Annotated in this window: 18 protein-coding genes; 14 read left to right on the top strand and 4 right to left on the bottom strand. The window is 62.6% G+C overall.

What is annotated here, in order from left to right; translation table 11 throughout:
* The first annotated feature begins 9 nt into the window (after positions 1-9).
* The gene (gene arsC, locus I0K07_RS02205; RefSeq protein ID WP_203291029.1) at positions 10-369 is read left to right on the top strand and encodes an arsenate reductase (glutaredoxin); all 360 of its coding nucleotides are present in this window, start codon (positions 10-12) and stop codon (positions 367-369) included.
* Here the strand turns inward: arsC and I0K07_RS02200 are convergent.
* From I0K07_RS02200 to I0K07_RS02190, 3 genes are all read right to left on the bottom strand, one after another.
* Positions 366-899 (bottom strand): DUF4166 domain-containing protein, encoded by a 534-nt coding sequence (locus tag I0K07_RS02200; RefSeq protein ID WP_203291028.1) that lies wholly within the window; start codon positions 897-899, stop codon positions 366-368. The genes arsC and I0K07_RS02200 overlap by 4 nt on opposite strands.
* Positions 892-1,833 (bottom strand): acyl-CoA desaturase, encoded by a 942-nt coding sequence (locus I0K07_RS02195; protein ID WP_203291027.1) that lies wholly within the window; start codon positions 1,831-1,833, stop codon positions 892-894. The genes I0K07_RS02200 and I0K07_RS02195 overlap by 8 nt, the downstream gene beginning before the upstream one ends.
* Before the next feature lie 63 nt (positions 1,834-1,896).
* Positions 1,897-2,421: a GbsR/MarR family transcriptional regulator gene (locus I0K07_RS02190; RefSeq protein ID WP_203291026.1), complete on the bottom strand. Its 525-nt coding sequence runs from the start codon at positions 2,419-2,421 to the stop codon at positions 1,897-1,899.
* A 204-nt stretch (positions 2,422-2,625) separates the two neighbouring features.
* Here I0K07_RS02190 and I0K07_RS02185 point away from each other — a divergent pair, with 204 nt between their 5' ends.
* Entirely contained in the window at positions 2,626-2,985 is a 360-nt protein-coding gene (locus tag I0K07_RS02185; RefSeq protein ID WP_203291025.1) for a response regulator, read from the top strand.
* Here I0K07_RS02185 and I0K07_RS02180 read toward each other — a convergent pair.
* On the bottom strand, positions 2,956-3,879 hold the full coding sequence (locus tag I0K07_RS02180) for a hydrogen peroxide-inducible genes activator (protein WP_203291024.1): 924 nt from the start codon (positions 3,877-3,879) through the stop codon (positions 2,956-2,958). The two genes, I0K07_RS02185 and I0K07_RS02180, sit on opposite strands and share 30 nt — an antisense overlap.
* A 129-nt stretch (positions 3,880-4,008) precedes the next feature.
* Here I0K07_RS02180 and I0K07_RS02175 point away from each other — a divergent pair, with 129 nt between their 5' ends.
* The 12 genes from I0K07_RS02175 to rplS all read left to right on the top strand — a co-directional run bounded on the left by I0K07_RS02175 (position 4,009) and on the right by rplS (position 12,670).
* Complete coding sequence (locus I0K07_RS02175) at positions 4,009-4,560, top strand: peroxiredoxin (RefSeq protein WP_203291023.1); 552 nt, start codon at positions 4,009-4,011, stop codon at positions 4,558-4,560.
* A 154-nt stretch (positions 4,561-4,714) separates the two neighbouring features.
* Entirely contained in the window at positions 4,715-5,236 is a 522-nt protein-coding gene (gene ahpD / locus I0K07_RS02170; protein ID WP_203291022.1) for an alkylhydroperoxidase, AhpD family, read from the top strand.
* A 124-nt stretch (positions 5,237-5,360) separates the two neighbouring features.
* Positions 5,361-5,663 carry a hypothetical protein gene (locus I0K07_RS02165; protein WP_203291021.1) on the top strand — a complete coding sequence of 101 codons (303 nt, stop codon included), beginning with the start codon at positions 5,361-5,363 and terminating at the stop codon, positions 5,661-5,663.
* A gap of 114 nt (positions 5,664-5,777) precedes the next feature.
* Complete coding sequence (locus I0K07_RS02160; RefSeq protein ID WP_203291020.1) at positions 5,778-7,058, top strand: dicarboxylate/amino acid:cation symporter; 1,281 nt, start codon at positions 5,778-5,780, stop codon at positions 7,056-7,058.
* Positions 7,059-7,073: 15 nt separating this feature from the next.
* Positions 7,074-7,688 carry a hypothetical protein gene (locus I0K07_RS02155; RefSeq protein WP_203291019.1) on the top strand — a complete coding sequence of 205 codons (615 nt, stop codon included), beginning with the start codon at positions 7,074-7,076 and terminating at the stop codon, positions 7,686-7,688.
* A gap of 80 nt (positions 7,689-7,768) precedes the next feature.
* Positions 7,769-8,080 (top strand): hypothetical protein, encoded by a 312-nt coding sequence (locus tag I0K07_RS02150; RefSeq protein ID WP_203291018.1) that lies wholly within the window; start codon positions 7,769-7,771, stop codon positions 8,078-8,080.
* A 240-nt stretch (positions 8,081-8,320) separates the two neighbouring features.
* Positions 8,321-8,515 (top strand): hypothetical protein, encoded by a 195-nt coding sequence (locus I0K07_RS02145; RefSeq protein ID WP_203291017.1) that lies wholly within the window; start codon positions 8,321-8,323, stop codon positions 8,513-8,515.
* A 229-nt stretch (positions 8,516-8,744) separates the two neighbouring features.
* Positions 8,745-10,295, top strand: a complete 1,551-nt coding sequence (gene ffh / locus I0K07_RS02140) for a signal recognition particle protein (protein ID WP_203291016.1) — start codon at positions 8,745-8,747, stop codon at positions 10,293-10,295.
* 38 nt (positions 10,296-10,333) lie between these two features.
* A complete protein-coding gene (rpsP, locus tag I0K07_RS15935; protein ID WP_203291015.1) occupies positions 10,334-10,801 on the top strand; it encodes a 30S ribosomal protein S16 in 468 nt (155 codons plus the stop codon).
* 189 nt (positions 10,802-10,990) lie between these two features.
* Positions 10,991-11,548, top strand: a complete 558-nt coding sequence (gene rimM / locus I0K07_RS02130; protein WP_203291014.1) for a ribosome maturation factor RimM — start codon at positions 10,991-10,993, stop codon at positions 11,546-11,548.
* Positions 11,541-12,281, top strand: coding sequence for a tRNA (guanosine(37)-N1)-methyltransferase TrmD (trmD, locus tag I0K07_RS02125; RefSeq protein WP_203291013.1), 741 nt, complete (start codon positions 11,541-11,543; stop codon positions 12,279-12,281). Before rimM ends, trmD begins: the two co-directional genes overlap by 8 nt.
* The gene (gene rplS, locus I0K07_RS02120) at positions 12,278-12,670 is read left to right on the top strand and encodes a 50S ribosomal protein L19 (RefSeq protein ID WP_203291012.1); all 393 of its coding nucleotides are present in this window, start codon (positions 12,278-12,280) and stop codon (positions 12,668-12,670) included. Before trmD ends, rplS begins: the two co-directional genes overlap by 4 nt.
* Positions 12,671-12,770 lie beyond the last annotated feature (100 nt).

Here is a 12,770-nt window from a genome sequence, read left to right as displayed (position 1 = left end):
GGAAGAAAAATGAGCGATTCGACGATTATCTGGCACAATCCGCGCTGCTCGAAGTCCCGGCAATGCCTGGCCTTGCTGGAAGCGCGCGGTGGCGATCTGACCGTCCGTGAATACATGACGGACACGCCCAGCGTGGCCGAACTCAAGACGGTCCTGAAACAGCTGGGCTATACCTCCGCCCATGAATGGCTGCGCAAGAATGAGGCGATCTATCGCGAGCTCGGCCTGAAAGCGATCGAGGACGAAGAAGCGGTCTTCAAGGCCATGTCGGAAAATCCGAAACTCATCGAACGCCCCGTCGTGATCTACAAGGATGAAGCCATGATCGGCCGTCCGCCGGAACAGGTCCTGGAACTCTTCCACGGCTAGGCCGGGCGCAGTTTGCCCCGATAGTGAATGATTGTGCCGAAGCCGGGCAGGCTGAGCCGGACATCGAAGAGATGGTGCCCGGCCGCTGTGCGCTCGCTGGCTTCGACGCGCGGGGCCAGCATTTTCGGCAAGGGCCATCCCCACAGTGTGACGCGCTGCTGGTGAAAGCAGAGTCCCTCGGGATCGCCCGATATTTGGAAAAAGAGCCGGAAAGGCCCGAAGTCTTCCGCCAGCGCCGCCCCGGACCGGTCCTGGAAGGTGGCGAAGCGGCGTCCGCCGTACCAGCGTTCGAGCCATTCGCCTGATCCGTCCCGCGTGACCCGGACCCTGGCCGGAACGGCCTCACCGGCGGCGGGAAGGCGCAGCGCCATGCCCAGCCACCAGGCGGCCGGGCTTTCGCCCCGCTCTATATCCGCTTCGCCTTCGAATACAGCGTCTGGCTCCGGGCTGTGCAGGGCCCGGGTGGTGGCCGGGAGTGTGCTCCAGGCCTCACCCAGAAGCTCCTGGTAGAGACGCGCGGTGTCAGTCATGGGAAAACAGGCTGAGGCAGGGGCAATGATGGCGGTCGTCCGGGTCAACGCGTAACAGACCCGGGCGGAAGGGCAAGGCGTCCGGCGTGATGATGTCGCGCACGAGGCCGACGCGTTCGAGTGCCTTGATCACCCACCAGCCCGGATCGATCTCGCCCGGCCGCTGGCTGAGACGGGCCGAGTCCGGATAGGCGTGGTGATTGCCGTGCCAGCTTTCCCCGAAGGTGATGAGTGCGGCCCAGGGCAGGTCGAAGCCTTGCGCGGCGGCACCTTCGACGCGCCAGGTCTGATGCCCGTCACGATGGGCGAAATGGCCGATCAGCCAGTGGCCGGTGAGCGAGACCGTGACCCGAAGCGCGACACCCCAAATCACGGCATCCCAGCCCGCCAGCAGCCAGAGGATGAGGGCGACCGGGATTTGTTGCAGCATCCAGGTGCGCTCCATCCAGCGATAGACCGGGTCGTCGGCCACCCGGCTTTCCAGGCGGAAACGGGGCGGATGGCGCAGGATGAGCTTGCCGTGCAATTGCCAGGCGGCGTCCTGCCAGAAGCCGCGGCGGTGGGCGAAAAAGTCGTGACACTCCGCCTGACGCTGGGCCCAGTCCCGCAGATCATGGATGCGGATCATGCCGATCGGGCCGGCCATGCCGACCAGGACACCCAGCCAGACCAGGCTGTATTCCAGCCAGAGCGGACAGGAAAAGCTGCGATGGATCAGAAGGCGGTGCATGCCGATGGAATGCCCCAGCCCGATGGTCACGGCCGTCAGGCCGAGAAAGATCAGGACATTTTCCAGCGAGACCGTGAAAGCGGCTCCGATGAGGCCGAGCGCGAAAAGGCTGCCTGTCCAGAGGGAGCGGACCGGGGCCCAGTGAACCTGTCCGATCATGGCGCTGCTGGTGGCGTGGCCTTCAACCCGTTCTGTGGAAATCATGGCTCTGTCCCCCTTCATTTATTTCTGTCGAGACAGAAATTTGAGATCAAAAAAAGGGCGGTGTTACCCGCCCACGAATTTCGCCACGCGTGCGCCCAGTTTCATCAGCTTGACCAGCGTGCCCTGTGGCATCGACCGGACCTGGCCGTACCAATTGGTGAGATTGGTAACGAAGCTCTCCATGCGGCGCAGGCGTTCGGCGGCGAGTTTGGGCGTGGCGTTGTCGGCCTCGGCAGCGTCGGCGCATTCGCGCAGGATGGCGATGGTCGGGTCGATCTCGCGCTGTTTGCGGGCCTCGGCGATGGCCATCAGCATGTCCCAGGGCTCATGGGTCGCGACGAAGCGGTCGCGCCGGTCACCCAGCACCTGTTCACGGGTCACCAGGCCGAGTTGCTGCAGCTCCTTGAGGGAATTGGAGACGTTGGACCGGGCGATCTTCAGCGTATCGACGATCTCTTCTGCATCCAGCGGCTGGTCGGCGAGATAGAGCAGGGCATGAATCTGCGCGATCGAGCGGTTGACGCCCCAGCGGGCACCCATCTCGCCCCAGTGCACAACGAAGCGCTGCATCGGTCCGGAAAGCTGCATGTCGACACCTTCACTAATTTCTGTTTGAACAGAAACACGGAAAGCGGGGTGCGCCAATGCGGCGGCGCGCCGCAGGCGTTAAGAACGCGTCCATTTCCGATGAATTAATCATGAGGCCCCGGGTCATTTGCAGGCGGGCCTGGCCTGCTAGCCTGACAGTCCGGCCGGGTGATTCCCGCAGCCGGGATACCGCAGGAGCGCGCCATGCGTATCGCCATTGTCGATGATGATGCTGTTGAGCACATGATCCTCTCCGAACTGGGGCGGGCCGAGGATCCGTCACTGGAATTCCAGGGCTTTGAAGCGCTTGACCGCTTCATCGCAGCCGGACCCGGGCAGTTCGACCATGTCTTCCTGGACCGGTGCTTGCCGCCCTATGACAGTTTCGAGGATACGCTGAAGGAAATCGCGGCCGCGGGCTATGGCGGGCACGTCATCCTGATGACCGCCGATGCCCCGCGTCTGGACACGACCGGATTCGATTTCCAGGTGACCGGGCCGATCAACAAGATCGATCTGCTCAATCCCGGCAAGCTAGCCGGTTGCCTCGCCCGCGCTGCCTGACCCCGTCAGGCTCTCCCGGATTGCTTCACCCAATTGCAGGGCTTCTTCGGCACGGGCCGAGCCCTTGCGCCAGGCCACGCCGATCTCGCGCCCGGCGACCGGCGGGTCGAAGGGCATGACTTCCAGACCCATCTGGTCCACCAGACCCGCATCCACAGCCATGCGCGGCAGCAGGGTGGCGCCGAGGCCGGATTTCACCATGTGGACGAGGGTGTGAAGACTGGTGGCGGCGAAATCGGATCGGGCCGTGCCGGTCGAGCAGGCGGCCAGGGCGTGATCGCGCAAGCAGTGGCCGTCCTCCAGCAAAAGCAGGGGCTCATTTTCCAGCCGGGACGGGTCCAGTGTCTTGCTGCCGGCCAGAGGATGGTCCGGCGTGCAGGCAAACAGGAATTCGTCTGACCAGATCGATTTGGTCTCGATCAGCGGACTCTCATAGGGCAGGGCGACAAGCGCTGCATCGAGACGACGCTCGCGCAGCCCGTCAAACAGGCGTTCGGTCAAATCCTCGCGCAGGAAGACTTCCAGCTTGGGATGCTTGATACGCAGGGTCGGCAAGACCTTGGGTAGAAGGAAGGGCGCGATGGTGGGGATGACGCCCAGCCGGAAGGGTCCGCTGAGCGGCTCGCCGGCGGCCTGGGCGGCAATGACGAGGTCCTCGGCTTCGGCCATGACGCGCTGGGCACGTTCCAGAACGGCTTCTCCAGCATGGGTGAGGACAGCGCCGCGGGCGCCGCGTTCCACCAGCACTGTGCCCAGTGTCATCTCCAATTCCTTGATCGCGGCGCTCAGCGTGGGCTGGGTCACGAAGACGGCCTCGGCCGCCCGCGAGAAACTGCCGTGTTCGGACAGGGCGATCAGGAACTGCAATTGCCGGAGTGTGGGGAGTTGCGACATGATGCCATAGATAATAGCTATGGCTTCGCAAAAAACAATCCATTAGATTTATTTTGTGCACCGCGTCATAGCAGGCGCATCATAATGTGCCGGCTTTGGCCGGAACCAACTGGCAATATGGAGAGATCAATGCTGGGTATTGGCGACAAGCTTCCCGAATTCGAAGTCACGGGTGTGAAGCCGGGCTTCAACGCGCACGAAGAAAATGGCGAGAGCGCCTTTGAAACGCTGACGAATGAGAGCTTCCCGGGCAAGTGGAAGGTCATCGTTTTCTACCCGAAGGATTTCACCTTCGTCTGCCCGACCGAGATCGTTGCTTTCAACAATCTGGCCGAGGAATTTGCTGATCGTGACGCCATCGTGCTGACCGGTTCCACGGACAATGAGTTCTGCAAGCTGGCCTGGCGCCGCGAGCATCCGGACCTGGACAAGCTGGGTCACTGGCAGTTCGCCGACACGACCGGTTCCCTGGTCGACAGCCTCGGCGTCCGCTCCCCGGAAGGCGTGGCCTATCGTTACACCTACATCGTCGACGATGAAGGCACGATCCAGCACGTCTATGCGACGAACCTGAATGTCGGTCGCAACCCGGAAGACACGCTGCGCGTCCTCGACGCCCTGCAGACGGACGAGCTGTGCCCGTGCAACCGCGCTGTTGGTGGTGACACGCTGGCGGCCTAAGCCGTCCCAAAAGACCCTGGCTGGCCGCCCTCCCTCCAGTTGGGCGGCCGGTAGCCCCGGAGCCGGCCCTTGTGTGACCCACATGGCTCCGGGGCCCCTATCTTTCCCGAAAACCGAGTGACTGTACCCGGTCGTATTCCCATAGGAGACGGCAATGAGCCTTGATGCGCTGAAAAGCGACCTCCCCGACTATGCCAAGGACCTGAAACTCAACCTGTCCTCCCTGGCCCGTGAAACCGAGCTGGATGACCAGAAGAAGTGGGGCACTTTCCTGGCCGCGGCCCACGCCGTGGGTGAGCCCAAGACGCTGGCTGCTCTGAAGGCGGAGGCCGAAGCCGTGCTGTCGCCGGAAGCGGCGAATGCGGCCAAGGCGGCTTCGGCGATCATGGGCATGAACAATGTCTATTATCGCTTCCTGCACCTGTCGAAGAACAAGGAATACGGGACCCTGCCGGCCAAGCTGCGCATGAATGTCCTGGCTAATCCGGGCGTCGACAAGGCCGATTTCGAGCTGTGGTCGCTGGCCGTGTCCGCGATCAATGGCTGCGGCCTGTGCATCGACAGCCACGAAGCTGAACTGCGCAAGCACGGTCTGACCACCGCACAGATCCAGACCGCTGTCCGGATCGCGGCCACGGTGAATGCTGTCGCTCATGTGGTTCTCGCCGAGAGCTGATTTTAACGGTTTCGTAAAATTTTGACGCCCGTGAAGACCCGACTCCAAGGGTCTGAAAACGGGTAAAAATACGGGCGCGTAATGGCCAGATTGCGCGCCCGTATAAATTCCGTATAATGAGCGTATGTCGATGATAGATCATACGCTCGATCCGCTGCCGAAACGCACCACACGCACTGACCAGGGTGGGCATGGCGGACGGATGTGGTTTTCCAAGGATACCGTCTTCAAGGCGTCCCACTATTCCGACGTGCCCTGGATCCGGGTTGCGGCGCCCGCCGTTTTCTCCGTTTCCCTTGTCCTGGCAGGCCTGGCCACCGGTCCCGGCTCGCTGAGCGGACTAGCGCTTCTGGTGGGCGCAATCGGCTGTGCTGTCAGCCTTCCGACCGTTGTCCTGAAGGCCCTGTCCGGCTCTGCGCCGCACTGAATTTCCGGCTCCCGGATTTTTGAAACACCCGCCTGATTGACCCTTAGGCGACACACTCTAGTGTGCTCTCCCATGGCTGCGCGTCCGTTTCGGCGCCATCGAGGGGAGAGTTTCATGGGCTGGTGGTTCAAGATCAAACTGTGGCAGCGGGTGCTGGTTGCGCTGGTTCTGGGTGTGGGTTTCGGCTTTGCCGCCTCCGCCGTCATGGGCCAAGAGGCTGCGACGCAGTGGATTGATAGCTATGTCCGTCCGGTCGGGCTGATGTTCATCAATCTTATCCGGATGCTGATCGTTCCCCTGATCTTCACCACGCTCGTGTCCGGTGTGATCGCCATGGGCAAGCCCTCCAAGCTGGGCTCGCTGGGCATCAAGACCATCATTCTCTATCTGACCACGACCTTCTTCGCGAACGTCATCGGTCTGGTCTTCGGGACCATTATGCGTCCCGGGGCCGGCGCTGGCGATCTGATGGCTGGCGTTGAGGCTGTGCCGGTGAGCACGGACCCGCCCTCGGTCACGGAGCGCCTGCTGGAAATCATCCCGACCAATCCCATCGCTGCCCTCGCGGACGGCGATGTGCTGGCCATCATCTTCTTCTCTCTCTTCCTCGGCATCGCCATTTTGTCGACCGGAGCCGCCGGCAAACCCCTGGGTGACTTGTTCAACTCGGCCTCCGAGGTCGTTCTGAAGATCACCCATTATGTGATGGAAGTGGCGCCGTTCGGCGTGTTCGCCCTGGTCTCCTATACAGCGGCCAGTCAGGGTCTTGAGGCTCTGCAGGCGATTTTGACCCTGATCGTGGCCGTCTATCTGGGACTGATCGCCCATGCCGTGATTACTTACGGCATTCTGGTCCGCTTCGTCCTGAATCTGCCGCTGGTGCGCTTTTTCCGCGGCATGACCGACCCGATTGCCGTCGCCTATTCCACGGCTTCGTCCTCGGCGACCCTGCCCGTCACCATTGCTGCGGCTTCCGACAACCTTGGCATCAAGAAGTCCGTCGCCGGTTCGGTCCTGCCGCTGGGCGCGACCATCAACATGGACGGGACCGCTCTGTATCTGGGCATCCTGGCGCTCTTCACGGCTCAGGCCTTCGGCTATGACCTGACCTTCATGAATTATGTGATGATCGCCTTCACGGCGGCCATCGTCTCGATCGGCGCTGCGGGCATCCCTTCAGCCTCGCTCTTCCTTCTCGCGATTGTGCTGGAAACCTTCGGTGTCACGCCGGAGCACACGGCCATTATCGTCGGCTTCATTCTGCCGGTTGACCGGATCATGGACATGGCCCGCACGGCCGTGAACGTCACCGGGGATGCCGCTGTGGCGACCGCCGTAGCGAAGTGGGAAGGCGAGCTGGACGAGGAACGCTTCCGCGATCCGGCGGTCATCTAGGCCGGAGTTGGCGGGATGAAGCTGCACTACCGGTCGATCGAGCTTCTCGTCGCGGGCTGTGTCGTCATCATCTCGCTCGCCTCCCTGTTCGTGGCTGTGTACCAAGGCATGGTGATGCAGCGCACGATGGAGGCTTCCGTCATGCCGCTCATCCAGGTCGGTCACGGCAATTACGATGCCGCGACGGATGAGTGGCAGATCAAGATCGAGGTCTCCAATACCGGCCTCGGTCCGGCCCAGGTGCACTATCTGGCCATGCGCTGGAATGGCGAACTGATCACCGACACGTCCGAATTCATGGCGCAATGCTGTACCCCGGACGGTCTCGCCGAGGATGAGCGCCTGGACTATATGATCTCGCTCTTCCGGGAGGGAGAGATGGCGCTGATTTTCGATGATGTGCAGATGCGCTTCATCGCGCCGCAGGAGACCGTCGAATTCATCACATTCGACCAGCCTGACGCCGCGACCCAGGCGCGCGGCCTCGCCGTCTGGCGGGCTGTCGACCGCGCCCGGCGGGATATCACCTATGAGGCCTGTTATTGCTCGGTGTTTGACGAATGCTGGGTCTCAACCTTCCCTCGCCAGACACGCCAGCCGGTTCGCCAGTGTGTAGCGCCGCGCGAATAGGCACGCATTCCACCGCGCGCGACTGATCCGCCCTCCTGTTTCCAGCGTAGACAATCATGTCCCTGGAAGCGGAGGCTGCGATGTCCCCAACCATGCGCTGGATCCTCCTGCTTCTATCCCTGGTCCTGACGGCCTTGATTGCCCTCGCCGTCGGGACCGGGGATTTCAGCGCGGCCGGGGCCTGGCTGGTGACGGACCCCTGGGGGCGCGTCACCCTGTTCGATCTCTATCTGGGATTTGGCCTGTCGGCGCTGGTGATTGCCGCTTTCGAGCGTCGCATCGGGCCGAGCCTGTTCTGGATCGCGCCGATCTTTGTTCTCGGCAATGTCTGGACCGCCATCTGGTTCATCTGGCGCCTGCCGAAACTCTGGTCCCGGCTCTCGAATTCGTGATCCGGGGCGACGGATCGAGTGCTTGCACGGGAGACACGGCCTCCCCAAATCCCGGTCCGGTCGCGAGATAGGACCAATTTTAGCCGTATTTGTGACGTGTTAACGCTATGACGCGGTTGTCCGGGGGCTGGTAGGCCTTCGTTAAGGGACTCCGCGCTGAATCAGACGCAGGCGAAACGCTTCGGCAGCGCCTGATGCGGAGACCGGAAACCGGCCCGCAGGAATGGAGAGGAAACGATCATGGCCAAGGCTGATTTCGCCCTGCGCGTTGTTGCCAAGTCCGCCCTTCTGTGGCTGACGGCTGCGATCCTGTTCGCCTCCGTGTTCGGTGCCCTTTTCTCTGCGCGCCCGTCGGGCCCGTCCCTCATCATCGCAGACACGGTGCTGGAAGATGATGCGGTGATGGCGTCGAACGAGGTCGAGGCGGCCAATTAGACGCGGCGAAAGCCTGGCGCCCGCTTGACTCTTTTCCACACCCCGCGTATTGCCCCGCCTTCATCACGCAAGCTTGCACGCTTGTCTTACCGGCACATCCGTCCCACCTGACGGGGGAGGTCGGCGAGAACCCTGCTCGGCGAAGGTTTCGCTCAGCGGGGCTGATCTGCTTTGTGCGGTCGGTTTCGTGCCAGCCTCCCTGTGATGAAGCGGACTGAAGGACGAACGCATGTTCGATGCACTGACAGAAAGACTGGGCGGAGTCTTCGACAAGCTCACCGGGCGCGGTGTGCTGTCGGAGAAGGACGTCGATGCCGCGCTGCGCGAGATCCGCGTCGCCCTGCTCGAGGCCGATGTCGCCCTGCCGGTCGTGAAGTCAGCCGTCAACCAGATCAAGGAACGTGCCGTCGGCGAGGATGTCATCCGCGCCGTCGCTCCGGGCCAGCAAGTCGTCAAGATCGTTCATGACGCGCTCGTCGACCTGCTTGGTGGCGAGGGGGAGCCGGAAGGCCTGGGACTGGAAGGCGAGCCGCCGGTCGCCATCCTGATGGCCGGTCTGCAGGGTTCCGGTAAGACGACCACGTCTGCCAAGCTCGCCAAGCGCATCACCGAACGCCACAAGAAGAAGGTCCTGCTGGCCTCGCTCGACACGCGCCGTCCGGCTGCGATGGAGCAATTGCAGCAGCTGGCCAGCCAGGTGGATGTCGCCTTCCTGCCGATCGTGAAGGGCCAGAAGGCGGTCGATATCGCGAAGCGCGCCATGACGGCCGGCAAGCTGCAGGGCTTTGACGTTGTCATCCTCGATACCGCGGGCCGCACTTCGATCGATGAGGACATGATGTCCGAGGCGCAGGCCATCGCGAACGCGACCCGGCCGCGCGAAACCCTGCTGGTCGCCGATGCGCTGACCGGTCAGGACGCCGTGGAGACGGCGAAACGCTTCCATGAGCGCCTGCCGCTGACCGGTCTCGTCCTGACCCGGATGGATGGTGATGGCCGGGGCGGTGCGGCGCTTTCCATGCGCCATGTCACCGGCCTGCCGATCAAGTTTCTCGGTGTCTCCGAAAAGCCCGACGGGCTGGATGCCTTCGACGCCAAACGCCTCGCCGGTCGGATTCTGGGCCGCGGCGACATCGTCTCCCTGGTCGAGAAGGCCGCGCAGGAGGTTGATGAGGAAAAAGCCGCTCGCATGGCCAAGAAAATGGCCAAGGGCAAGTTCGACCTCGAGGACCTGCGCGAACAATTCGGCCAGCTCAAGAAAATGGGCGGTCTGGGCGGCATCATGGGCATGCTGCCCGGCATGAACAAGAAAATGCAGGCTCAGGCTTCGGCTGCCGGCATGGACGACAAGATGCTGACCCGCCAGGAGGCGATCATCCTGTCGATGACGCCGCAGGAGCGCGCCAAGCCGGAAATCCTCAAGGCCTCCCGCAAGAAGCGTATCGCCGCCGGTTCCGGCGTGACGGTCGCGGACGTGAACAAGCTGATCAAGATGCACCGCCAGATGGCCGACATGATGAAGAAGGTCGGCAAGAAGGGTCGCGGTGGCCTGGCTGGCATGATGGGTGGAATGCCCGGTGGCATGCCGCCCGGCATGGCGGGCATGAACCCGGCCGATATGGGCGCCGCCACACAGGATTTGCTCGGTGGCAAGGCGCCGTCGGGCGCCAATCTGCCGGGGCTGGGCTCCGGAAATTCCAAACCTGCCTCCCTGCCCGGTCTGGGCGGAGGGGCCCCGCTCGGTCCCGATGGCCTGCCCATCGGTCTGCCGAGGAAGTAATCGCGTAATTTCAGAACAGACTTTGAAGGACTAACACAATGGCTCTGAAAATCCGTCTCGCCCGTGGTGGCGCCAAGAAGCGTCCCTACTACCGTATCGTCGTTGCTGACAGCCGCGCCCCGCGCGATGGCCGTTTCATCGAGAAGATCGGTTCCTACAACCCGATGCTGCCGAAAGATGGCCAGCGCGTTCAGCTGGACATGGAAAAGGTCAAGGCCTGGATCGCCAAGGGCGCTCAGCCGACCGACCGCGTCGGCCGTTTCATCCACGAAGTCGAGGCGGAAGCCTGGAAGTGGGAACAGGGCAATAACCCGAAGAAGGCCGAGCCGGGCGTGAAAGCCAAGGAACGCCTGGCTGAAAAAGCCGAGAAGGAAGCCGAGCTGAAGGCTGCCCAGGAAGAAGCCGAAGCCGCTGCCAAGGCTGAAGCCGAAGCTCCGGCCGAAGAAGAAGCTCCGGCTGAAGAGGCTCCGGCCGAAGCCGCTGCTGAAGAAGAAAAGACCGAATAGGATTTTTCTGACGCCGTTGACCCATCCTTCCTCTTGATGGGGAAGGTGGGCCAGCGCGCAGCGCTGGGTCGGACGGGGTGATACCCGGAGGATTACTCTCCGGGCACCTCGCCTCCACCCACTTCACCGCGCATTCGCGCGGTCCCCCTCGCCTTATCTGGGCGAGGACCTGATGCGGACCGACATCCAATGACCCAACCCGCCGATGATCTCATCTTCATCGCTGCCCTGGCCGGTGCGCACGGGGTGAGGGGGGAGTGCAAGTTGAAGAGCTTTGCCGGTCAGCCTGCGGATGCCTTTGCCTATGGTCCCTTCCTGGATGAAGAGGGCCGGGTTCTCCTGACCCCGAAAATCTGGAAGCCGACCAAGGACGGGTTCATCGTCCGCTTTGCCCAGGCGCTGGATCGCGACAAGGCCCAGGCCCTCAAGGGCACCCGTCTCTATATCCCGCGCGCGGCCCTGCCCGAGCTGGAAGAGGATGAATTCTACCACACCGATCTCATCGGCCTGAAAGTCCAGGCGCTGGACGGTGCCCCCATGGGCACACTCAAGGCCGTGCATGATTTCGGTGCCAGCGATCTGCTGGAAATCACCGGCACGCCCGACCGCAAGGGCAGCTGGATGCTCCCCTTCACCCGCCAATTCGTCCCCCACATCTCCCTGACCGAGGGCGTGATCACGATTGATCCGCCGGAAGAGGTGGGCTCGAAGGCTGAGGAAGAGGCGGGTGGCAAGTCCAATGACTGACGCCCAAAACCCAACCCTGCCTTGGACAGCGACTGCGTTGACGCTCTTCCCGGATGCCTTTCCGGGACCCCTTGGCGTGTCGCTGATAGGATCAGCTGCGAATCATGGGTTGTGGGCGCTAGAAACTGTGGACATCCGGGATTTTTCCCGTCATAAGCACCGCTCCGTGGACGACACTCCGGCCGGCGGAGGCGCTGGTATGGTGCTCAGGCCGGATGTAGCCACGGAGGCGATCGATGCGGTGCAGTCTCGCTGGCAAGGTGAGAAACGGCCGTTGATCTATTTGACGCCGCGAGGACGACCGCTCTCCCAGGCCCGGGTTCGGGAATGGGCGGCGGGTTCTGGCGTTGTCGTGTTTTGTGGACGTTTCGAGGGCCTGGATCAGCGGGTCATCGAGAGCCGCGAAATGGAAGAGGTCAGTGTCGGCGATGCCGTGCTGGCCGGTGGCGAAGCCGCAGCCCAGGTCCTCATCGAGGCCTGTGTGAGACTTCTCCCCGGCGTGCTGGGCGACCCGATGTCGACCGAAGATGAGAGTTTCGAGGGCGATCTCCTCGAATATCCTCACTACACGCGACCGCGCGTGTTTGAGGGTGAAGAGATCCCCGAAGTGCTGCTCTCCGGACATCATGGCCGTATCCAGGCCTGGCGTCAGGAGCAGTCTGAAGAGATTACGAAGGCGCGGCGCCCCGACCTCTGGCAGAGGTACAAGGCGCGCAAGGAGAATGCACGATGAACATGATCGAGCAGCTTGAAAAAGAAGAAGCCGCCCGCGTCCTGGGCGAGAAGACCATTCCGGATTTCAGCGCCGGCGACACGCTGCGCGTCCATGTTCGCATCAAGGAAGGCGATCGTGAGCGGATCCAGGTCTTCGAAGGTGTGTGCATCGCCCGCAATGGCGGTGGCCTGAACGAGAGCTACACGGTTCGCAAGATCTCCTTCGGTGAAGGTGTCGAGCGCGTCTTCCCGGTCTACTCGCCGAACGTCGAGAAAATCGAGATCAAGCGGAAGGGTAAAGTCCGCCGCGCCAAGCTCTACTATCTGCGCGACCGTCGCGGTAAGTCCGCTCGTATCGCCGAGCGCGTCTCCGGCCGCGGCATCGTCAAGCGCGAAGCCAAGAAATAGGCTTTTCGCAGACCGCGATGACAAAAACCCCGCCGGGTATGACCAGGCCCATCCCCGCGCGGGCAAAAAGTGAAGAATCAGGCAGATCGGAAGGGCACAC

This window comes from Maricaulis parjimensis (assembly GCF_016817355.1).
In the GTDB taxonomy this organism is placed as follows: domain Bacteria; phylum Pseudomonadota; class Alphaproteobacteria; order Caulobacterales; family Maricaulaceae; genus Maricaulis; species Maricaulis parjimensis.
This window is presented reverse-complemented; position numbering and strand designations above follow the sequence as displayed.